Source organism: Undibacterium sp. GW821-FHT11B02, from assembly GCF_058808955.1.
In genome coordinates this window covers 30,335-50,817 of the sequence record NZ_JBXASD010000012.1, presented here as the reverse complement: position 1 = coordinate 50,817, position 20,483 = coordinate 30,335, and the positions used below count along the sequence as shown (strand labels likewise).

The following is a 20,483-nucleotide window of genomic DNA, read 5'->3' as shown; positions in this document are numbered from 1 at the left end:
TTGCAGGAGTTAAAAAAACTGGAGAATTTCAATGTACATCCTGCAATACGTTCACACTTTAAGCCGCCGTTTTGACCAAAGCCTGAATGTCTGGGCCGGTTCCGCTTTATGTCTCGCACTCAGAATCTATGTGGGCCTGCAATTTTTTAAAGCAGGCATGGTCAAAGTTTCAGACTGGTCAGCCACGCTTTCCCTGTTCCAGGAAGAATACATGGTCCCCATCATCCCGCCCGAACTGGCAGCATGGATGGGGGCAGGTGGTGAATTGATTTTGCCTGTGCTGTTGGCCGTAGGTATTTTTTCCCGCCCCGCAGCACTTGCTCTGTTCGTCGTGAATGTCATGGCAGTGATTTCTTACCCCGCGTTGTTCATGCTCGAATGTCCGGCAGCGATCAACTCCCATTTTTACTGGGGCATATTGTTGCTGGTGCTGGTATGTTTTGGACCAGGTAAATTTTCTGCTGATGAGTGGTTGGCTAAGCGGGCGAATTGAATTGCATTACCCGCTACACTTCAATTCTTCCGCGTGAGAAATTTCAAACGATTGCTATCCGGATCGATGACGATCATTTGCCGCAGGTTGGGGCCGAGGTCATTGTTTGGTGGCTGAGCTGCAGTGATGCCTTTGGCTTTAAATTCTGCGTAGACGGCGTCTACATCGTCTACAAAAAAGTGGACAAGAGCGCCGAATTGACAGTCTCCGGTGTGTTCAGTCAGAAAGATCTGCATGTCTTCTCGTGAGACGGTTGCAAACACGGGGAAATTTGGTTCGAATTGATGCGTCCATTGCTCAACGAAGCCCAGGCTTTCGTAGAATGACTTGCTTGCACTATATGAACTGATGCGGATGGAGGGAACGACTCTTTGCATGGATTTGTGACCTTTTATACCTGCTATGTTTGAATTTGCGTTTTGCAAATATAGCCACCCAATAGCAGGGTAGCAACATGTTTGTTTATCTACAGGAAATGCATCTTTGTTGTAGACAGTTATCACTCATTCACGTTGGTAATAGCAAACTCAGGCCAAATTCGTTTCCGTGATCGAATTTGTATGAATTTCGCATAAATGAAATGATTTCTTGTTTTTTTCTTAACAGACATTAAAATTACGTTTTGTGTTGTATTTGGAACGTGTTAATCGTCATTGTGCCAAATTCAATCTCAATTTTAAGAGTGTTTACTCTAGATATGAAATTTCCGCTATTCAGGAAATTGCGTAAATGACATACTACTTATCAAGTTTTAGAACGCTCGTTCCATTTTTTATTTGGGGCATTGGCGGTTCTATTGACTTGCAAAAAATACTTAACAGGAGACAATAATGCGTCAAATCCATATAGCGCTGGGTCTGCTTTCGGCTGCCGTTCTTTCGGCTTGCGGTGGCAGTGGTAGTGCTGGTCCAACAATCGATTTAACACCCGCGCGTGGTACGCTGGTTGCTAACCCTCCAGTCCTGGTGCCTATTCCTCAAGCGAGTGGCCCGGCATTAACCAAACTTGATCCAGTCGTCTTCAAGGCTTCGCTGGATGCGGCAAAACCTGGTTTGACCCAAATCACTGGCGCACCCAAGTGCGAAATCAGCACCTATTACATGAAGTACACCACTGTTGGTGGTGCAAACGAAGCGACCGATGCAACGGGTGCCATTATGGTACCGTCCGGCAGTGACCCTGCATGTACTGGTCCACGCCCAGTGCTGCTGTATGCGCATGGCACGACAGTAGAAAAATCCTTCAACATGGCCAACCTGCGCGATAACTCTGAAGCTATCCTGCTGGCAGCCATGTATGCCGCGCAAGGTTTCATCGTGGTTGCGCCTAACTATGCCGGTTACGATACATCGGCATTGAGCTATCATCCTTACCTGAATGCTGAGCAACAAGCCAACGATATGGTTGACTCCCTGCGTGCTGCACGCAAGGCTTTCGGCACTATCGGTGCACAGGATTCTGGCAAGTTGGTCATCAGCGGTTATTCTCAAGGTGGCCACGTGGCCATGGCGACGCAGCGCGCGATGCAGACTACCTATGCGTCTGAATTCAAGGTGACTGCACTGGCAGGTATGTCTGGTCCTTACGCTATGTCCCTGCTGGGTGACGCAACGTTTGCTGGTAGCCCGAATGCAGGTGGTACTGTGTTTCTTCCGCTGATTACAACCAGCTGGCAAAAATCCTATGGTGGCTTGTATGCCAGCCCGAACGAAGTTTATGAAGACAAATACGCAACCGGCATAGAAACACTGTTGCCAGGCGCGCTGACATTCAATGACCTGTTCACGACAGGCAAACTGCCAGCATATGCAATGTTTGCCAAGGATTCTCTGCCAGGCCCATCATCGGCTGCATTTGCGGTTTTCTTTGGTGACGGTAATCTGATCAAAACCAGCTATCGCAACACCTATCTGGCTGATGCACAGAAAAATCCTTGCAACGTCAATCCTGCTGATCCTTTGAACTGTACTCCTGCCAATCCTTTCCGTAAGGCGGGCGTGAAGAACGACTTGCGTAACTATGTACCTACTGTGCCTGTCATGCTGTGCGGCGGTAATGGTGATCCAACTGTGTTCTTTGCCAGCACCCAGGCGACAGCGGGCTTTTTCCAGGCCAAAGGTTTGCCAGCAGCAGCCTTGACGGTACTGGACGTGGATTCTGCTCCAACGAGCGCAGCAGATCCATTTGCAGCGGTTAAAGTTGGCTTTGGTCAAAGCAAGACGGCAGCTATCAATGCGGCCATCGCAGCCAAGGTAGATCCAGCAACTGCTGTTGCCGCTTCTTATCATGGTACGCTGGTCCCACCGTTCTGCAATGCTGCAGCACGCGCCTTCTTCCAGCAAGTTTTGGCTAAATAAGAGGAGACGCCATCATGAAAAAAATACAAATTGCAATAGCTGCTGTATTGGGTCTGGCTTCTGTCTCCGCCATGGCATATGACAATACAGTCCGCGTAGGTATCATCAACGTGCAGGTGCATTCCGACTCACCAGATTTCACCAGCAATGGTCCGGCTTTCCTGACACCACAACCAGCTGGTCTGACAGTCGGTAATGCAACCACTGTCATGTTGGGATATAGCCGCCGGCTCACTGATCATTTTGATTTTGATTTTGTCGCGGGTATTCCACCTGAGCATGATGTTGTTGGCCGCGGCACTCTGGCACCTTACGGCACGATTGCCAAGGTCAAGCAGCGTGCACCGACCTTCTTCATCAACTACAACTTTGGCGCACCAACAGATAATCTGCGTCCCTACGTTGGCCTGGGTTTGAACTACACCCAGTTCTTTGATGCGACATCTACATCCGTAGGTAACATTGCTACTGGTGGTCCTACCAAGATTGATTTGAAGGATTCAGTCGGTCTTGCAGGGCAGGTAGGTATCAGCTATAAACTCAATGATCGCTGGTCTGTCAATGCGTCTATCGCTGCAGCAAAAGTCAAGACAGATATGAAGGCCACTACCGGCAGTATTGAACGTAATACTACGATCGATTTCCGTCCGGTTGTGTATGGTATTTGCCTGGGTTATAGCTTCTAAGAACCTGTTCACGATCTTACTGGGCGGGCGCAATCGGAGTTTATGCGGGGCTCATGCGCTGCTCAAAATGCTCATGTACTAGAGTACATTCCGCTTTTTGCGCTGCGTTTTTATTACCCTGACCACGCTGATCCCGTTGACGCGGGTTCGCTACAGACCGTGAACAGGTTCAAAGATTTTTCTTCAGTAGTTGAAGGGGGTTCCAATGTGAATTGGAACCTTTTTTTATTGGAGCTGTTGGCGTTGTGGCAACTCGTTCCTGGCATGAGAACGCATTTTATTCCCGGCACGTTTGCCTGAAATGATATATGATGACCATCATGAAAAATAAAGCCACAAAGTTAAAAGGTCTTAGTCGCAAGGAAATTACGCACGAGCGTATTCTCGACGTTGCTGCACGTGCCATAAGACGTAGTGGCTATGATGGCACGGGTGTCGCCGACATTATGAAAGAAGCCGGGTTGACGCACGGTGGTTTCTACAGCCATTTCGCCTCACGCGAAGCATTGCTTGCCGAGGCTGCGGATCGTGCCGGTGCCGAAGCGGTGGCTGTTTCGGCACATATTGCAGCTGCCGTGCCGCCAGAACAAGCCTTGCGGGCGCTGGTGTACGCTTACCTGTCGAAGGCGCATTTCGACAGCATAGAGACTGGTTGTCCAGTAAGCGCTCTTGGTTCGGAGATGCCCCGGCAGGTACCGGAGGTGCGGCGTGCGGCTACCCGTCGTATCAAGGAAATGATTGACGTTGTAGCGCGTCAATTACCTGATTGGGGGCAACCTGGTGCGCATGAAGAGGCGCTCATGGTGGTCGCCACCATGGTTGGGACACTGCTGTTAGCACGAGCTGTCGACGACACCAAACTATCAGAAAGTTTCCTCGATGCTGCGCGGGAAAAACTCGTTCCCGTCAATAGCTGATTCCGGTGGATGTTCGCCGGTTTTTGCTTGTTTTGAAATATGATAATCATCATATTTGTAGTGTGGCATTAGCTGTTGCAAACCATTAAATACATCGACTATATAGATTGGAAAGCATGATGAACAACAAAATAGCACTGGTAACAGGTGCTTCACAGGGCATAGGTGAAGCGACTGCCAAACGACTGGTGAAAGCGGGTTATAAAGTTTATGGAACAAGTCGGCGGGGCGCTTCAACTGGCGAGCGATTATTTGACATGTTGCCGCTGGATGTGACCAGTGATGAATCGGTTGAGGCAGCCATCAGTGAGGTGATACGCCAGAGCGGGCGTATTGATCTGCTGGTCAATAACGCCGGGATAGGCATCGCCCCTGCTGGAGCAGAAGAGGTTTCCATTGCGCAGGCCCAGGCAATTTTTGATACAAATTTTTTCGGACTTTTGCGCGTGACACGGGCCGTTATGCCTTACATGCGACATCAAGGCGTGGGGCGCATCGTCAACATCGGCTCGGTACTCGGTTTTTTGCCGATGCCTTACGGTGCCCTGTACTCTGCGACCAAGCACGCGGTTGAAGGTTATTCAGAATCCCTTGACCATGAACTGCGTACCAGGGGTATTCGTGTCATTGTGGTTGAACCTGCATACACGAAGACTCCATTCGACGCGAACATGCTGGAGCCAGACACAAAACTGGACGAATATCGTGAAGTGCGTGCGGTGGTGAATAAGAGAGTAAAAGAAGTAATGGCGACGGCTGAGGGGCCCGAAGTCGTAGCCGAGGTCGTGCTGAAGGCCGCGACCGCGCCTCATCCCAAGTTACATTACACGGCAGGTAACCTGGCGAGTCGCTTGCGCTTGCTACGCACATTTGCACCTGCGGGTTTGATGGATGCCGGGATACGTAAAGACCTGCGGCTTGAAGCCTGAACAATATTCATACCTGCTGTTCAAAGACTGCAGATGACACAGGCCGGAAATGAAATGCAAAGCCTTCAACAGCAATACTTTGCACCCGGACTTTTGCCTGCAGCCCCAATACCCTGTTTTAACTAGAATGGAGTCAGAATCATGATGAAAGCTTTTATTGTTGATAGTTACGGAAAAAAAGCAGATGGTCGAATTGGCTCTATGCCAGTCCCGGAGATAAGGGCGAATGAAGTATTGGTGCAGATTCACGCCGCGAGTGTCAACCTGCTGGATTCCAAGATCAGGAGCGGAGAGTTCAAGCTCATCCTACCTTATCGCTTGCCGCTCATTCTGGGTCATGATGTGGCCGGGGTGGTGGTCAAAGTAGGGTCTCAGGTACGGCAATTCAAGCCAGGTGACGAGGTTTACTCGCGGCCAGATGACTTTCGAATTGGTGCTTTCGCAGAATTTATTGCCATCAAAGAAGACTCGCTGGCGATGAAACCAAAAACACTCACTATGGAAGAAGCTGCCTCCATCCCGCTGGTTGGCTTAACAGTGTGGCAAGCGCTGATAGAGCGGGCCAATTTGAAGAAAGGGCAAAAAGTATTCATCCAGGCTGGTTCTGGTGGCGTCGGTACATTTGCGATTCAGTTGGCGAAGCATATGGGCGCGATTGTGGCCACGACCACGAGTACCGCGAATATTGATCTGGTGAAGAGTCTTGGTGCCGATATCGTCATCGATTACAAGAAAGATGACTTTGAAAAAATCTTGCACGACTACGATGTAGTTTTAAATAGCCAGGATGGAAAGACACTCGAAAAATCACTGCAAATACTCAAACCTGGAGGAAAACTCATTTCAATTTCTGGGCCGCCGGATATTGATTTTGCAAAAAAAATCGGTGCTCCATGGTTCGTGCAATTCATCATGCGCTTGTTGAGTTTTGGCATCAGGAGAAAAGCCATGCGTCGAAATATAAATTATTCTTTTTTGTTCATGAGAGCACACGGAAAACAGCTACGCGAGATTACTTCACTCGTCGATTCCGGAGCCATACGTCCAGTTGTGGATAAGGTTTTTCCATTCGAAGCAACAGGCGAAGCCATTGCTTATGTTGAAAAAGGACGTGCAAAAGGCAAGGTCGTTATCAAGATTCGATAAAAAGAAACAGGTCTGTTTGTCTTTTTCAGATCAGAAGCCAGCATACCTTGACAGGGCGCAAGTGTCAGGTCGTGACTACCCAGTTCAACTGGCAACCTGGTTACGGCCAGCAGCCTTGGCACGGTATAGTGCGGCGTCAGCGGTACTGATAAGGGCATTGCAGTCCTGATCCGGGGCCAGCGTTGCCACACCAAAGGAGCCGGTAATATGTGGCAGGACCTTTTGGCGATCACTAAAGATTTTGGTTTTACCCAGACGATTACACAGTCGCTGGGCAACACCCAGTGCGGCCTTATGGCTGGCCCCAGGCAGTATCACCATCATTTCTTCACCGCCATAACGGGCAGCAAAGTCACTGGGGCGTAGCCCTGCATTCAATACTTTGGCAGCGGTTTGCAAGGCGTCATCACCCAGCAGGTGGCCATATTCATCATTGAAGCGTTTGAAGTGATCCAGATCCACCATGATGATGCTGAGTGGTGCGCCGGCGGCATGGGCATATTCGATCATGCCCGGCAATTGCGCGTTCAGCCAGGCGCGGTTATGTAGTCCGGTAAGGCCGTCGACCATGGAAAGCTGGCGATAAAATTCGCCGACTTTCTGGCGGTTGCGTATCTGTGCATTGGCGGCACGTATGCGGAAAGACAGCAACTGCAAAAGATTGCGGGCAACCCCGTTTGATTCATCAATGAGTTTCCACAGGGTTTCAGCTTCGATCAGCAGTAACTCGCTGTCGCTAATGGCAGAGATGGTGGCGGAATGAATTTCTTCATCCAGTACCGATATTTCACCCACGCATTCACCAGGCAGGTATTGGGTAATCGTGTTTTCCAGGTGGTTGCTGTTTTCAGTCAGCCGGCTGACGCCCAGTGCACCTTTCAGCACGATGAATAATCTGGCACCTGAGCTGTTGGCATCGAGCACGATCTGACCAGCGCGCGCCTTGACGACCTGACAGTCCTTGATAATGTCAGCAATCAGTTTTCGATTTTCTTCATTGATGTCACGAAACAGGTGGATATCTTCTATACGATAATCCGTTGATCTGAAAAGCATCAAGTGTTCCAAAATTGTTTTATCCAGATACATGGGCCAAAAAGAAAAAGTCAAAGTACGATCTGATCCAACGCATCGAAACGCATTTCAGTTTCACGAAATATGCCAATATAGTCAGCTTCAGTAAGCCCTAGCGTATCCCAAGCGGCCTGTGACAGCAAGGGGAGCATGTCGTTTTCTTCGGCAGATAAGTCCAGTGCATGTACGATAGCATTGGCAACATGGACGACGGATGCCAGCGCATGCAGGTTTTCCTGTTCAGGATCATGGTGTCCGCGTATGGCATCACAGACAGCTTCAGAAAAACGCCACTGATGTGCCAGTGTCAAACCTGCAATGACATGATCGACATGCATGATGTTGCGTTCTGCCTCTAGCAAATGACAGTCTGTTGCTGCTTTATAGTTAAGCACCTGATTGTAGTTGTCTGGATAACAGGTCACCAGCACCAGTTTGCCTATGTCATGTAGCAAGCCAGCGGTGAAAGCAAAATCGTGTTTCATATGCAATGCGCGCGAAATCAGTTCCGCACAAATTGCTGTTGCGACACTGTGGCGCCAAAACGCACGAAAATCAAATGCCGGGCAACGAGCAGTTGGAAACTTGTCGCTCAATATAGTCATTCGTATCAGGTTCTTTACATTTTTGACACCTAACATGGCGGTTGCCTGCTGCAAGGTGACCACCTTGGAGTTATTACCAAAGTAAGAAGAATTCGCCAGCCGTAGCAGTTTGGCGGTGACAGAATGATCCATGGCGACTTTTTCAGTGATCATGTCCAGGCTGCTGTCTTCATCTTCCAGGTTGCGCAGCATTTCCATCGCTACTGCTGGCAGGGTAGGCAAGTCCTTGATATGTTTGACCATATCTTCAAGATGTACCTGATAATCGGTAGTGTCAGTCATTGATAATCACCATGGCGATAATGGAAGACATAGGATTTCAACAGACTGGCAGGCGTACTGTCTGGAGCATGGCGGAATAGATGCTCCAGGCGTGTCAGCTTGATTTGGCGCTCTTCATTTTCTTCTTGTTCAGATACAGGCGCGGCAACAATGGAAAGCTGATGTATGTCGTGGTGAGCGATAGCATGCAGCATAGAGTCAGTCAGAGTAACTCCCGCAGGCAGCAGGACATGACCAACCTTGTCGAGCAAATCGTCTGCCAGCACAGCACCGGCGCTGAGTTTAGAAAGCTGCACATATTGAGTACGGTTGTTCATGATAGCGGCTCTGGGTTCCTGACAAGACCTTGTTTTACGATGAAAATGCTTATTTTCAGTGTAATAAAAAATTGCGCTTTTGAAAGTTTCTTTTTGAGTAAAGTACCATGTGTTAACTTTTGACTCAATGATAGGATTACATATTTGGCATTGTATATACTACACCTGGTCTTGACAGTGCATTGGGTAACTATCGTTGGCAGTAATCAGTGGCCTGATTGATTTTCTATCATGGGCCCTGGCACCTATGGGAACGCATGGCTGAATTTAATTGACAGGATAAGTTATCAAAAATATTATTAAAAACCGGCCCAGGCTATTGATTACCCTTGGTTTAGGAACCGTGACAGCGCTTGTTTTACCAGCGACAACGCCCCTGATTACGCGGGCGCTGCTCGGCTGGAATGTGGGTGTCTGGATTTATTTGGCGCTGATGGCGTGGTTGATGTCACGTGCTGACAAACATACTGTCAGCAAGATGGCACAGCAAGAAGATGAAAGTGCTGTTGCCGTACTGGTGATCTTGTCGCTGTCAGCGGCAATCAGTCTGCTGGCCGTTATTCATGAGCTGTCTGGCATGTCGGGGATCCGCAGCGAAGCCAGGATAATGAAATACCTGTTTGCGGTCTCCACTGTGCTTGGCTCCTGGATTTTGCTGGGGATAGTCTTTTGCTTTCACTATGCATTGCTGTTTTACAATTCACCCGAAAAAAAACGTGCCTTGCACTTCCCTGATAATGAGGCGATGCCAGATTTCTGGGATTTTCTGTATTTTTCCTTCACCATTGCCGTCGCCGCTCAAACCTCTGACGTATGTGTCATGAACCGGCAGACGCGCAAGACCGTACTTGCGCAGTCTGTACTGAGCTTTTTCTTCAATGTTGCCGTAGTGGGCTTTTCCATTAATATTGCGGCTGCCCTGGTTGGTAGCTAAGCGACAACCAGATAACAATTACGGTCTCCAGTGGTGATGGTGATCGTATCTTTCCTCACGCCATTCCCGTTCATAGCGTCTTTCCTGATGCCAGCCATGCCTGTCGCGCCATGGGCGACCATAGGTTTGTTCTACATACATATGTTCAACATACGGTGTGGATGAGCGCAATACGACAGGCACACCGCCCAGCCGCATGTCCACATTCACAAAATAGGGCAGGCGGCTGCCAGTGTCCCAGCCTCGGCCATTCGCCCAATACCAGGTGCGGTAATCAGGGGAGTAATAAACCTGACTTGAAGGGTAATAAATATAGTTGTAATTGCGCACGATATGATGTGGTGGCGGATAGTTGTGCCAGCCACGGTCAAAATCATGTGCAGCAGCTACTCCTGTGCCAGCGGCATACAGAACCACTGTGGACAACAGGCATTTCATGAGTAAGCTGGTTTTCATGACAGCACCTCTTATTTGTTTCGATGTTCATATAACGCAGGCCAGCGCCGGTACGGCTACACGAATTTGTATATCCGGTGGAAAAACTGCAACAGGATGTTTCAGGTATGTCTGCCGTCTATGGTAACAAATGAAATTTTCATACTACGGCAAAGGCTTTTCATGATAAAAAGCTTGCACTCCTACATCAAACTCAGGTCAAACTGACAAGTCATGCTACTTAACTATATCTGGACTGGCTTTTTTCTGATCGGCTTTATTGCCGCCCTGGTGCAGTGGCTGGTGCTGGGAGATGTAGAAGTATTCAAGCGCATTATGGACGGGACCTTTGATTCTGCACGCATCGGTGTCATGGATATTGCTTTACCGCTGGCAGGCGTCATGACGTTGTGGCTGGGTATCATGAATATTGGCGAAAAAGCCGGTGCCATCGATTTTATTGCGAAACTGATTGCACCGTTTTTTGCCCGCATTTTTCCTGGGGTGCCCAAAAATCATCCGGCCAACGGCCACATGGTGATGAATTTTTCCGCTAATCTGCTGGGACTGGACAATGCCGCTACACCGTTTGGCCTGAAGGCGATGGAAAGTCTGCAAAGCCTGAACCCCAACAAGGAAGAAGCGACTGATGCGCAGATCATGTTCCTGGTCTTGCATACATCCGGGCTGACGCTGATACCGCTGGCCATCATGGCCCAACGTGCGGTGCTGGGGGCAAAAGATCCTTCAGATATCTTTATCCCCTGCATGATCGCCACCTATGTGGCAACGGTGGTCGGCCTGGTGGCTGTTGCCATCAGGCAGCGTATCAACCTGTTTGATAAAGTGATATTTGCCTGGCTGGGTGGGATGAGCAGCTTTATCGTTGGCATGGTCTGGTATTTAAGTCAGCATATGACGCGAAGCGAGATTGAAGTGTTTTCCAAGGTCAGCAGCAATCTTTTGTTGTTTTCCATCATCGTCAGCTTCATTGTGGGTGCAATGCGCAAAAAGGTGAATGTGTATGAGGCCTTTATCGAAGGGGCCAAGGGAGGCATACAAACCTCCCTGACAATTATTCCGTATCTGGTGGGCATGCTGGTGGCGATTGGTGTCTTGCGCAATTCCGGGATACTGGGTTTTGTCGTGTCGGGCTTTAACTGGTTATTTACGCAGATGGGTGTGAATACGGATTTTACTGCTGCCTTGCCGACCGCGCTGATGAAACCGCTCAGCAGCTCGGGCTCACGGGCATTGATGGTGGATGCCATGAAGACTTATGGGGTGGATTCGTTCATTGGTCGCCTCACTTGCATTTTCCAGGGTTCAGCCGATACCACGTTTTATATCGTCGCCCTGTATTTCGGTTCAGTCGGCATACGCAAAACCCGGTATGCCATTTCCATGGGGTTATTGGCCGATTCCGCCGGTGTCGTCGCGGCCATATTTGTGGCCTACCTGTTCTTCCATTAGTATCAAGGTTCAACTGAAATGGCATGCATGTACTGCAATGCCATTTCCAGTTCAGGGCCTGGTATTCAAGCGCAGCACTGGATACACCTGATAACGCTGGTCCCATGATGAATGGCGCTGGGCAAAAAATTCCAGACGGGCTGAAGGGCTTTTGGCAAACTCCGGCTCGTCGGCAATTTTCTTTTCAAATGCAGCTTTCAGTTGCGCATCGCTGGCAAGTTGCTGGCGGGCGACATCTTCAGCCACATAGGCTTCCATGTATTCTTTTCTTTCAAAGGCACCATTAAACCAACCCCAGTTGACCAGTGCATCTGGTGCTGATGGTTCAAACAGGGCTGCCACCAGGCGCGCTTTGGCTTGGGCGACAGGAATAAACAGGGCACCCTTGCGCAGGGTTTGCGTTTTGCTTTCCCATTGGCCTTGCAATTTCAAGGTCTGGCGTCCTTCAAATGACTGGGCTTGCAAATTTACTTTACTCGCCTTGAACTGTTCAGTCTCGATGTTACCCAATTCTTTCTGAACGACGCTGTACTGTATGCCATGCTGCTGCAGTTTTTCTTTTACTGCCTTGCTGTAGGCAACGGGTACCAGATAGCCAGCCCTGGGCAGGGTGACCATGGTGTCGGGCAGAATTTCGTCACGCAATTTGACGTTCCATACCTGCGGCGTGCTTTCATCGTAACGAGTCATCAATGCACCTGACACATCAGACATGTTGCGGGTATAGGCATACCCACGGAAGGCAATATCCTTGCTTTTCTCGCTGGTTTTATAGGTTACCGCCAACGCTTGCCCGGCCATTTGCGCAGCGCGCTGGTCTGCCGCCTGCGCAGTCTTCAGCCACGCTTCACCGTGTTGTGCGACTTGCTCCAACACTGAAATAATGGTGTTGTGAGTGATGCGTACACGGGTAGGATAATCTTTCCATGAATGGGTTTCCACCAGCATGCCAAAGCGATTGCGCAAGGGCAGGTAGCCATGCGAAAAACGCGGTGAAGGTACATTGTCGACAAAGCCCGACATGGGATCGTCTTCGTGCGCAAACGTCATGTAGAAGGACACGGGCAAAGAACCCTGTTTTGCCAAATCGGAGATGACATTGTCGCGCAAGATTTTACCCGCCTTGCGCATGTCTTCATCGCCAGAATTGACGGGTTCCACCTGGATGGAAATATCATGTTCAAACTTGGCACCATCGGTCACATGCAAGTCGATGACAGCCAGTGGATTCCAGGTATTGATGAGTGCCAGCATGGCTTGCATTTCAACAGAGTCGGCCTTGACGTAGTCACGATTCAGATTGAAATTTTGTGCCGTTGTACGCCAGCCCATTTCTTCTGGGCCGCGCTGATTGGGGCGGTTCCATGCACCGAAACGTTCATGTCCATCGATATTGAATACCGGCACAAACAAAAGTATCTGATGATCCAGTGCCCGCGCTGCAAGCTTGTTGTCCAGCACTTCACGCAGTGCCAGGAAACCGGCATCCTTGCCGTCAATTTCACCAGCATGAATGCCACCCTGTATCAGGGTGACAGGCAGGTTTTTCTTTGTTGCTTCGGCCGCTTGGAAGACACCGGTATGTGTCGCCAGCAAGGCCAGCATGGGGCGACCTTCTGGTGTGTGCCCAAATTCCAGACAGCGCACTTCCTTGGGATAGTTTTTCTGAAACGCCCGGCACAATTTTTCCACTTCTTCATAGCGACCGGTTTTCAGGAAACCGGATTGCTCTGCCACCGTGGTAAGCAGACCGTTACCTGCAAGAGCAGGTGACAGCGGCAAGGCGCTGACCAACAGTCCAGCCAATCCTGCACAAAGAGGGGTTTTGATGAAAGCAGATAATGATTTCATGATGAAGTTAAAGGTAAATTGTTCAGGCAGCCGCAATGCGCTGTTGCCACCAGATGGCTTTGTCTTTTAATTGGTTGGCGTCCTGATTCAGCAACTGACGTTCTGCCATCAGGCAGCGGCCATTGACCCAGACATGGCTCACCTGTTCACGGCCAGCCGCATAAACGATTTGTGATACCGGGTCAAACAGGGGCAGGGTTTCAAGTGCTGACAGGTCAATCGCAATGACATCGGCCAGCTTACCGGCAACCAGGCTGCCTATCTGCTGGTCCAGCCCCAACGCTTTGGCACCGGCCAGCGTAGCCATTTCCAGCGCTTTGCCAGCGTTCAGTGCAGTTGGATTGCTGGACACGGCTTTTGCCAGCAAGGCGGCCATGCGCAAATCTCCGAGCAGATCCAGTTTGTTATTGCTGGCTGCCCCATCCGTACCTATGCCCACGTTCACACCTGCGCTTTGCATGGTGTGGATGGGGGCAAAGCCAGATGCCAGTTTCAGATTGCTGGCTGGGTTATGCGCAATGTGCACGCCCTGCTGTGCCAGCAATTGAATTTCATCTTCATTCGCATGCACCATGTGGGCCGCAATCAGGCGTGGTGACAGCAAGCCCAGTTGATGCAGGCGTTGCAGGGGGCGCATACCGTGGTCACGCAGGCTGTCGTTGACTTCATCCATGCTTTCATGAATGTGGCAATGTATGCCCATGTCATGTTTGTCAGCCAGGGCGACAATTTTCTTGAAAGTGATATCCGACACGGTATAGGGGGCATGTGGTGCCAGCCGGAATGCTACGCCACTTTGCCCCTGAAACGCCTGTTGGGCCGCCATCGCTTTGTCCAGATAGGCATCGGCATTCGCTGCATAGCCGGTAGGGAATTCGAGTACGCTGCAACCCACCACGGTGCGCATGCCGGTATGCAGGCCAGCACGTGCCACGGCTTCGTGGTGAAAATACATATCATTGATGGTGGTGGTGCCGCCGCGCAGCATCTCTGCCATGGCATATACGCTGCCATCGAAGACAAACTCTTCTGATACGTGTTTCTTTTCTGCCGGCCAGATATGGTTGTTCAGCCAGTCCATCAGGCTTAAATCATCTGCCAGACCACGCAACAGGCTCATGGCAGAATGGCCATGCAGATTGACCATGCCAGGCATGAGCGCATGATCTTGCAACTCCACATGCTGGGCGTCAGGATATTGTTGTCGTGCGTCTGTGCTGCTGAGTACAGCCAGAATTTTCTCGCCCTGCATGACCAGTGCATGGTTGTACAGGATTGTGCTGACCGGTTCTATGGGAATCAGATATTTAGGATGTAGGCAAGTCTTCATTTTTACTCCGCGGTTGATCGTACATTATAACGAGAACATTCAAATTCGTGAGCCTGTGCCTACGTCCATATAATTCCTGGAAAGCACGCGTATCGCAGGCATGGCATGCAGGAAGGGAAAATGCCATAATAGTGAGAGTCTCAGGCAGCAGGTTTACTGACCTTGAGAGACGCATACGCATTGATCGGAGATGACATGGATTACCTTATTCCCCCTCAGCCGCAGGCTGCCGTTCCGGTGGCTGGTAGCACGGCCCTGTTTCCTGTACATAGAATTTACTGCGTTGGCCGCAATTATGTCGAGCATGCAAAAGAAATGGGCGGAACCGGTCGTGAGGCACCGTTTTTCTTCATGAAGCCAGCGGATGCCGTGCTGCCTGTTGCGCCTGGCCTTGTCGGGGAAATGCCTTATCCTTCCATGACCAAGAACCTGCATCACGAGATAGAACTGGTGCTGGCCATAGGCAAGGGTGGCAAAGATATTCGCGAAGAAGATGCCCTCAGTCATATCTGGGGTTACGCCGTCGGGCTGGACATGACACGTCGTGATCTGCAGGCCGAGGCAAAAGAGCAGGGGCGGCCATGGTGTACGTCTAAAGGCTTCGATTTTTCTGCGCCTATCGGTGCCATCCATACTGCCGATACGGTGTCTGGCATGGAACAGGCCAGTATACGGCTCGATGTGAATGGCAAAACCCGGCAAGATAGTGATACCGGAAAATTGATCTGGAAACTGTCTGAAATTATCGCTTGTCTGTCGCAGTTGTATACCTTGCAGCCTGGTGACCTGATTTACACAGGTACACCCGCAGGCGTTGCTGCAGTGCAGCGAGGAGACTTGCTGGAGGCCAGTATTGCAGGTCTGAGTGACTTGAAAATTAAACTGGTTTAAGTGGTGAAAGACATGATGAAACTTTATGGTTATTTCCGCAGTTCGGCGTCCTACAGGGTAAGGATTGCTCTTAACCTGAAAGGCCTGGACTATGAGCAGGTGGCTGTGCATCTGGTGAAAAACGGTGGCGAGCAATTTGCCCCGGCTTATCGGGCACTCAATCCAGATGCCTTGGTGCCAGCCTTGCAGGATGAGCATGACGGCAATATGGCGACGCTGACACAGTCCATGGCCATCATAGAGTATCTTGACGAAGTGTATCCGCAGCCAGCACTGTTGCCTGCTGATGCTTTGGAGCGTGCGCATGTGCGTGCGCTGGCATTGTCAATTGCCTGTGAAATCCACCCCGTGAACAATTTACGGATATTGCGTTATTTGACCGGAACTTTACAGGTGAGCGATGATCAAAAAAATGCCTGGTATCGCCATTGGTGCGAAGAAGGATTGGCTGTGCTTGAGCAAAAGCTGGCGGCTGATACACGTACCGGCCATTTTTGTTTTGGCAATGAACCGGGTATGGCGGACTGTTTCCTGGTGCCGCAGATTGCCAACGCCCAGCGTTTTAATTGCGATTTGTCGCACATGCCGGTATTGATGCGTATTAACCAGGCCTGTATTGAGCATCCAGCCTTTATCAAGGCTGCGCCAGCTAATCAGCCTGATGCCGAGTAGTGAAGATTCAGTGTGCCATCATAATGACAAGGGCCTCAATCGAGGCCCTTGTCATTATGTGTACAGATAAAAAGTATTAATTCAGTCAGTTTGGGAGTTTGGGGTCGTCACTACTGATTGTCAAAGTATCATTCAGCACCGAAATCAGCAATGAGCGAGTGAGTTTGGATTTGGTGGTATAGCCATCAATTGCAAAGGTTTCACTCACTTTTTGCTCTGGGGCATAACCAGGCTGCCCGGTGCGTAAAACGATACGCAAATTGGCCAGACCCATTTCATTGCGGATTACGCTAACCAGTTTTAAGCCTGCATCGACGGTTTCCATGACTACATCCAGCAAAACCAGTGCGATATCGGGATTGGCTGCTATCACGGTAGCCGCCTCTTTTGCGGAATAAGCATGTACAAATTCCAGAGGGCGACCATGTATCTTGACGCCATTCAGGGCCAGCAAAGTCGTATCGTGAACATTGCTGTCGTCATCTGCAATCAGGATTTTCCACGGATGTAACGCAACTTTTGGCTGTACGGTTTCTTCGTCTTCTTCAATAAAATCAATAATGTCGTCGTCCTGGTTGCTACCAAGTGCAACGTCGGGTAAAAAATCACCATCCATATACGAAAAAAAACCAGAACCCGTCGATTTCCCACTTTTTGCCAAAACGTCATAAGCCACAACTGCAGTATAAAGATCGCTTTGTAACAAGCCGGGTGTTCTACTGTGTTGATTCTTCATCAGTGCGCTCCCTATTGCTTGAATTGTCTTACTTTCAGTTTAATCTTATGTGAAGCGCTCAGCATAATCAAGCCCAAAGAAATGAAATGTGTTAAGAATGGTTATTGCCGACTGGGGGCAAGCGATCATTGAGTATGTACCGTGAATTTTGCTACATTACCTTTGAAAATAGCCGCGGCAGAGGGAGAATGGATGAAATGGCGCTTAATGAACGCTTTGAACGCTTGATTTTATGATTTTCAGCTTGTGATAATTGTGACGTGTATGCCCAAAGGCCATCGTTGTCTTACATTTATTGACAGTTGGTTTGTGCGCCTCATTAAATTTGCTGCCAAATACTGGTATTCAATTAAAATGAATCATACAGAGTGCAAACGAGCGACAGGTATTGCACCGCCTGATACTTTGCGATTCGTCAAGACTTAAAAACCTCATTTGGGAGATGTTGATGATAACTCCAGGTTTTCTCTTTCGATAGCACCGCATGTCAATTATGCTCTCTTCCTTTTCCACTGCAAGCAGCCCTCTGATGGCTTTATTTCTGATTATGTTGGTGCTGTTTTATGTGCAGCATTTGAACCTGTGTGCCAGGGCGACCCGTTGCTGGGCGCTCGCCTATGCTTGTCTGGTTGTGCGTGGAGCGTGTCATCTTTTGTCGGATGCTGACACGACTGCATTGGCGCTTGGTGCCGATATGTTCTTGCTTACTTATGTTTGCCTTTTATGGGCAGGCACCAGAATATTTTATGGCATAACAGTTCACGTCATGCCGGTCATGTTGGGTTTTTCTATGGCTGTTATGTGGCTGTTGATGACATATTTGACTGGAGTCACGTCGTTCTGGCGTACGCTGCCGGCGTACATCTTGTCGGCTTGTCTGTTGATCATTGCAGCCTGGACTTTCTGGCAAATAAAAAATGAAAAACACAGCGTAGGGTATGTCGTTCTTGGCGCGCTGATTTTCTTGAAAGGTGTGTTCCTGCTGTATTTCCCTCAGTCATGGAATAAGCATGATTTTTCGATACCAGGTTTTGAGATAGGCGCTTTCCTGGATTTTGCCATTGGTATACTGTTCCTGGTGTCAGTTTTGTTGCGCCAGAAGGATGAGGTGCACAACATCAATAAAAATCTGCAGCAGGAAATACAGGAACGTCGGGACATTGAGCGCTTGTCAAAAGAACGCGAAGCCTTGTTTGAAAAAGTATTCCAGATTGTCCCTGACGTGTTGGCCATTTGCCGCGAAAAAGATGGACGTTATCTGGATGTGAACCGGCATTGGGAAACCGTTACTGGTTACTCCAGGGACGAAACGCTGGGGCGCTATTCACTGGAAATGAATTTATGGGCCGATGCTAGCAAACGAGCAGAAATGCTTGCCATTCTGACCCGTGATGGTGAAGTCAATAATTATGAGACGATATACCGGCATAAAAAGGGCCATGAATACAATGTACTGATTTCCGGCACTCGTTTTGATGCCGGTAGCGAACCCTATATCGCCTACGCCATGCAGGATGTGACCGCCTTGCGCCGGGTGGAAAAGATGCAGGCGCAGGCAGAACTGGAATTGCAGGAACGTGAAAAACTCCTGGCCACCGTGTTTCAACTTGTCCCTGACATCCTTACCATTACCAGAATGTCTACAGGTGAGTATATTGATGTCAACCGTAACTGGGAGCCAATGACAGGTTACTCACGTGACTATGTCATCGGACGTACATCCAATGATTTGGACTTATGGGCTAATTCAACACAACGCGAAGAACTTGTTGCCCGCATCAGACAAGATGGTGAAGTAAGGGACATGCAAGTTGCCTTTCGTCGTAAAAATGGAGCGGTGACACAATGTCGTATTTCCGGGTCTAAATTTGAGGCAGGAAATGAGCAGTATTTGCTGCTGTCTTCACGCAATATTGATAGTGAAATTGCGGCAGAAACGATGCGGCTGGAAGTGGAGTCACTGCTACGTGAAAACGAACATAAATATTCCACTTTATTCCAGTTGTCACCGATTCCCCTCGGGCTGGTAGATGTGAAAACAGATCGCATAGTCGAAGTAAATGATGCCTGGCTCAAGGAATTCGCTTATGCGAGAGATGAAATTGTTGGACAGCTTAGCTGCGCACTTGGTTTTGATGAACAGGTAGCAAAGCGCAAGGAATTTGATCAGTTACTGAAGCGTGAGAAGAAGGTAGACCAGATGGAAGTTCATCTGAAACGCAAGGATGGTGTCACCGGGATTTTCCTGCTATCGGCCAGGTTGATCAAGATACAGAACAAGCGCATGTGCATTTTTTCATTATTGAACGTGACCCGACAGGTGGAGGTGGAGCATGAAATCCGCGAGATGACGGCGCAATTGGAAGAACGAGTGAAATCGCGCACCTTGAATTTGCAACAGGCCAATGCTGAACTGGCATCGGCCATGGCTTCTCTCAGACATACTCAGGATGAATTGGTACGCGCTGAAAAAATGGCAGCTCTGGGATCGTTGGTCGCGGGTGTGGCGCACGAACTGAATACCCCCATAGGTAATAGTGTGACCGTGGCCAGCACCTTGCAGGATAAGACCAGGGAACTGATGCGTGACGTGGCAGAGGGTAAACTGAAACGCTCCATGCTGGATACCTATCTGGACAGTGCCAGCAAGGGGACTGAACTGCTGATGCGTACACTGGGCATGGCCAGGGAATTGATACGTAGTTTCAAACAGGTGGCGGTTGATCAGTCGAGTAGTCACAGGCGCAGTTTTGATTTGCAGACGGTACTGGAAGAGCTGATTGTGACCATGGCACCAATGTACAAAAGTAGTCCTTATACTCTGGTAACTGATCTGGCACCAGGTATAGTGATGGATAGTTATCCGGGACCGCTTGGGCAGATCGTGACCAATTTCATGACGAATGCCCTGACGCATGGGTTTGAACATCGTCAGAATGGCGAAATGCAATTGAGCACCCATCAGCAAGACGATGGTTGCGTGCAAATCATTTTCGCTGACAATGGCGTAGGGATGAATGAACATGTCAAGAAAAGAGTATTCGATCCTTTTTTCACCACCAAGCTAGGGCAGGGCGGATCGGGCCTTGGTATGAATATCGTGTATAACCTTGTGACCGGTGTATTGGGCGGCGAGATTCAATTGCGCAGCCAGCAGGGAGAAGGTACGACCTTCATCATGACCCTGCCGTTGGTTGCCCCACAAATCGCCAATGAGAATAATGTCAGGGATACAGGAAAGAAAAGCGATCCCCATACATAAATTAATATCAAAAAAATATTATTTGTTGCGCTAGCCCGAGTTTTCAGTGGTTTTTCCAAATCAATACAATATTGCTTGCCTTGATGCGTCTAC

At 49.3% G+C, this 20,483-nt stretch carries 19 protein-coding genes; 11 read left to right on the top strand and 8 right to left on the bottom strand.

Annotated features, from left to right (window positions below; genetic code table 11):
• Window positions 1-31: 31 nt before the first annotated feature.
• Window positions 32-493 (top strand): DoxX family protein, encoded by a 462-nt coding sequence (locus AC1RVX_RS23120; RefSeq protein ID WP_493218939.1) that lies wholly within the window; start codon window positions 32-34, stop codon window positions 491-493.
• Between the two features lie 20 nt (window positions 494-513).
• Here the strand turns inward: AC1RVX_RS23120 and AC1RVX_RS23115 are convergent, their stop codons facing one another.
• The gene (locus tag AC1RVX_RS23115; protein WP_493218938.1) at window positions 514-870 is read right to left on the bottom strand and encodes a glyoxalase superfamily protein; all 357 of its coding nucleotides are present in this window, start codon (window positions 868-870) and stop codon (window positions 514-516) included.
• A gap of 453 nt (window positions 871-1,323) precedes the next feature.
• Between AC1RVX_RS23115 and AC1RVX_RS23110 the strand changes: the two genes are divergently transcribed.
• The 5 genes from AC1RVX_RS23110 (at window position 1,324) to AC1RVX_RS23090 (ending at window position 6,528) form a co-directional block, all read left to right on the top strand.
• The gene (locus AC1RVX_RS23110) at window positions 1,324-2,850 is read left to right on the top strand and encodes an alpha/beta hydrolase (protein WP_493218937.1); all 1,527 of its coding nucleotides are present in this window, start codon (window positions 1,324-1,326) and stop codon (window positions 2,848-2,850) included.
• A 14-nt stretch (window positions 2,851-2,864) separates the two neighbouring features.
• Window positions 2,865-3,536 (top strand): OmpW/AlkL family protein, encoded by a 672-nt coding sequence (locus AC1RVX_RS23105; RefSeq protein WP_493218936.1) that lies wholly within the window; start codon window positions 2,865-2,867, stop codon window positions 3,534-3,536.
• Between the two features lie 308 nt (window positions 3,537-3,844).
• Window positions 3,845-4,453 carry a TetR/AcrR family transcriptional regulator gene (locus AC1RVX_RS23100; protein ID WP_493218935.1) on the top strand — a complete coding sequence of 203 codons (609 nt, stop codon included), beginning with the start codon at window positions 3,845-3,847 and terminating at the stop codon, window positions 4,451-4,453.
• 119 nt (window positions 4,454-4,572) lie between these two features.
• Window positions 4,573-5,382 carry an oxidoreductase gene (locus AC1RVX_RS23095; RefSeq protein WP_493219082.1) on the top strand — a complete coding sequence of 270 codons (810 nt, stop codon included), beginning with the start codon at window positions 4,573-4,575 and terminating at the stop codon, window positions 5,380-5,382.
• A 144-nt stretch (window positions 5,383-5,526) separates the two neighbouring features.
• Window positions 5,527-6,528, top strand: coding sequence for an NADP-dependent oxidoreductase (locus AC1RVX_RS23090; RefSeq protein WP_493219081.1), 1,002 nt, complete (start codon window positions 5,527-5,529; stop codon window positions 6,526-6,528).
• 84 nt (window positions 6,529-6,612) lie between these two features.
• On the opposite strand, the gene AC1RVX_RS23085 is transcribed toward AC1RVX_RS23090, so the two are convergent.
• The 3 genes from AC1RVX_RS23085 to AC1RVX_RS23075 are packed head-to-tail and all read right to left on the bottom strand — an operon-like array spanning window position 6,613 to window position 8,806.
• Entirely contained in the window at window positions 6,613-7,584 is a 972-nt protein-coding gene (locus tag AC1RVX_RS23085) for a GGDEF domain-containing protein (protein ID WP_493218934.1), read from the bottom strand.
• Between the two features lie 50 nt (window positions 7,585-7,634).
• The gene (locus tag AC1RVX_RS23080; protein ID WP_493218933.1) at window positions 7,635-8,489 is read right to left on the bottom strand and encodes an HDOD domain-containing protein; all 855 of its coding nucleotides are present in this window, start codon (window positions 8,487-8,489) and stop codon (window positions 7,635-7,637) included.
• Window positions 8,486-8,806, bottom strand: coding sequence for a hypothetical protein (locus AC1RVX_RS23075; protein ID WP_493218932.1), 321 nt, complete (start codon window positions 8,804-8,806; stop codon window positions 8,486-8,488). The genes AC1RVX_RS23080 and AC1RVX_RS23075 overlap by 4 nt, the downstream gene beginning before the upstream one ends.
• Window positions 8,807-9,149: 343 nt before the next feature.
• Here AC1RVX_RS23075 and AC1RVX_RS23070 point away from each other — a divergent pair, with 343 nt between their 5' ends.
• The gene (locus tag AC1RVX_RS23070; RefSeq protein ID WP_493218931.1) at window positions 9,150-9,740 is read left to right on the top strand and encodes a DUF1345 domain-containing protein; all 591 of its coding nucleotides are present in this window, start codon (window positions 9,150-9,152) and stop codon (window positions 9,738-9,740) included.
• Between the two features lie 18 nt (window positions 9,741-9,758).
• Here the strand turns inward: AC1RVX_RS23070 and AC1RVX_RS23065 are convergent, their stop codons facing one another.
• Window positions 9,759-10,196 (bottom strand): hypothetical protein, encoded by a 438-nt coding sequence (locus tag AC1RVX_RS23065; protein WP_493218930.1) that lies wholly within the window; start codon window positions 10,194-10,196, stop codon window positions 9,759-9,761.
• Between the two features lie 213 nt (window positions 10,197-10,409).
• Here AC1RVX_RS23065 and AC1RVX_RS23060 point away from each other — a divergent pair, with 213 nt between their 5' ends.
• On the top strand, window positions 10,410-11,648 hold the full coding sequence (locus tag AC1RVX_RS23060; protein ID WP_493218929.1) for a nucleoside recognition domain-containing protein: 1,239 nt from the start codon (window positions 10,410-10,412) through the stop codon (window positions 11,646-11,648).
• A 51-nt stretch (window positions 11,649-11,699) separates the two neighbouring features.
• Here the strand turns inward: AC1RVX_RS23060 and AC1RVX_RS23055 are convergent, their stop codons facing one another.
• Both AC1RVX_RS23055 and AC1RVX_RS23050 read right to left on the bottom strand, forming a co-directional pair.
• The gene (locus AC1RVX_RS23055; protein WP_493218928.1) at window positions 11,700-13,499 is read right to left on the bottom strand and encodes a M14 family zinc carboxypeptidase; all 1,800 of its coding nucleotides are present in this window, start codon (window positions 13,497-13,499) and stop codon (window positions 11,700-11,702) included.
• A gap of 22 nt (window positions 13,500-13,521) precedes the next feature.
• Window positions 13,522-14,829 carry a TRZ/ATZ family hydrolase gene (locus AC1RVX_RS23050; RefSeq protein WP_493218927.1) on the bottom strand — a complete coding sequence of 436 codons (1,308 nt, stop codon included), beginning with the start codon at window positions 14,827-14,829 and terminating at the stop codon, window positions 13,522-13,524.
• Between the two features lie 195 nt (window positions 14,830-15,024).
• On the opposite strand from AC1RVX_RS23050, the gene AC1RVX_RS23045 reads away from it, so the two are divergent.
• Both AC1RVX_RS23045 and maiA read left to right on the top strand, forming a co-directional pair.
• A complete protein-coding gene (locus AC1RVX_RS23045; protein ID WP_493218926.1) occupies window positions 15,025-15,720 on the top strand; it encodes a fumarylacetoacetate hydrolase family protein in 696 nt (231 codons plus the stop codon).
• A 15-nt stretch (window positions 15,721-15,735) separates the two neighbouring features.
• Complete coding sequence (gene maiA, locus AC1RVX_RS23040; protein ID WP_493219080.1) at window positions 15,736-16,392, top strand: maleylacetoacetate isomerase; 657 nt, start codon at window positions 15,736-15,738, stop codon at window positions 16,390-16,392.
• An 85-nt stretch (window positions 16,393-16,477) separates the two neighbouring features.
• On the opposite strand, the gene AC1RVX_RS23035 is transcribed toward maiA, so the two are convergent.
• Entirely contained in the window at window positions 16,478-17,128 is a 651-nt protein-coding gene (locus tag AC1RVX_RS23035) for a hypothetical protein (RefSeq protein WP_493218925.1), read from the bottom strand.
• Between the two features lie 529 nt (window positions 17,129-17,657).
• On the opposite strand from AC1RVX_RS23035, the gene AC1RVX_RS23030 reads away from it, so the two are divergent.
• Window positions 17,658-20,390 (top strand): PAS domain S-box protein, encoded by a 2,733-nt coding sequence (locus AC1RVX_RS23030; RefSeq protein ID WP_493218924.1) that lies wholly within the window; start codon window positions 17,658-17,660, stop codon window positions 20,388-20,390.
• The last annotated feature ends 93 nt before the right edge of the window (window positions 20,391-20,483 follow it).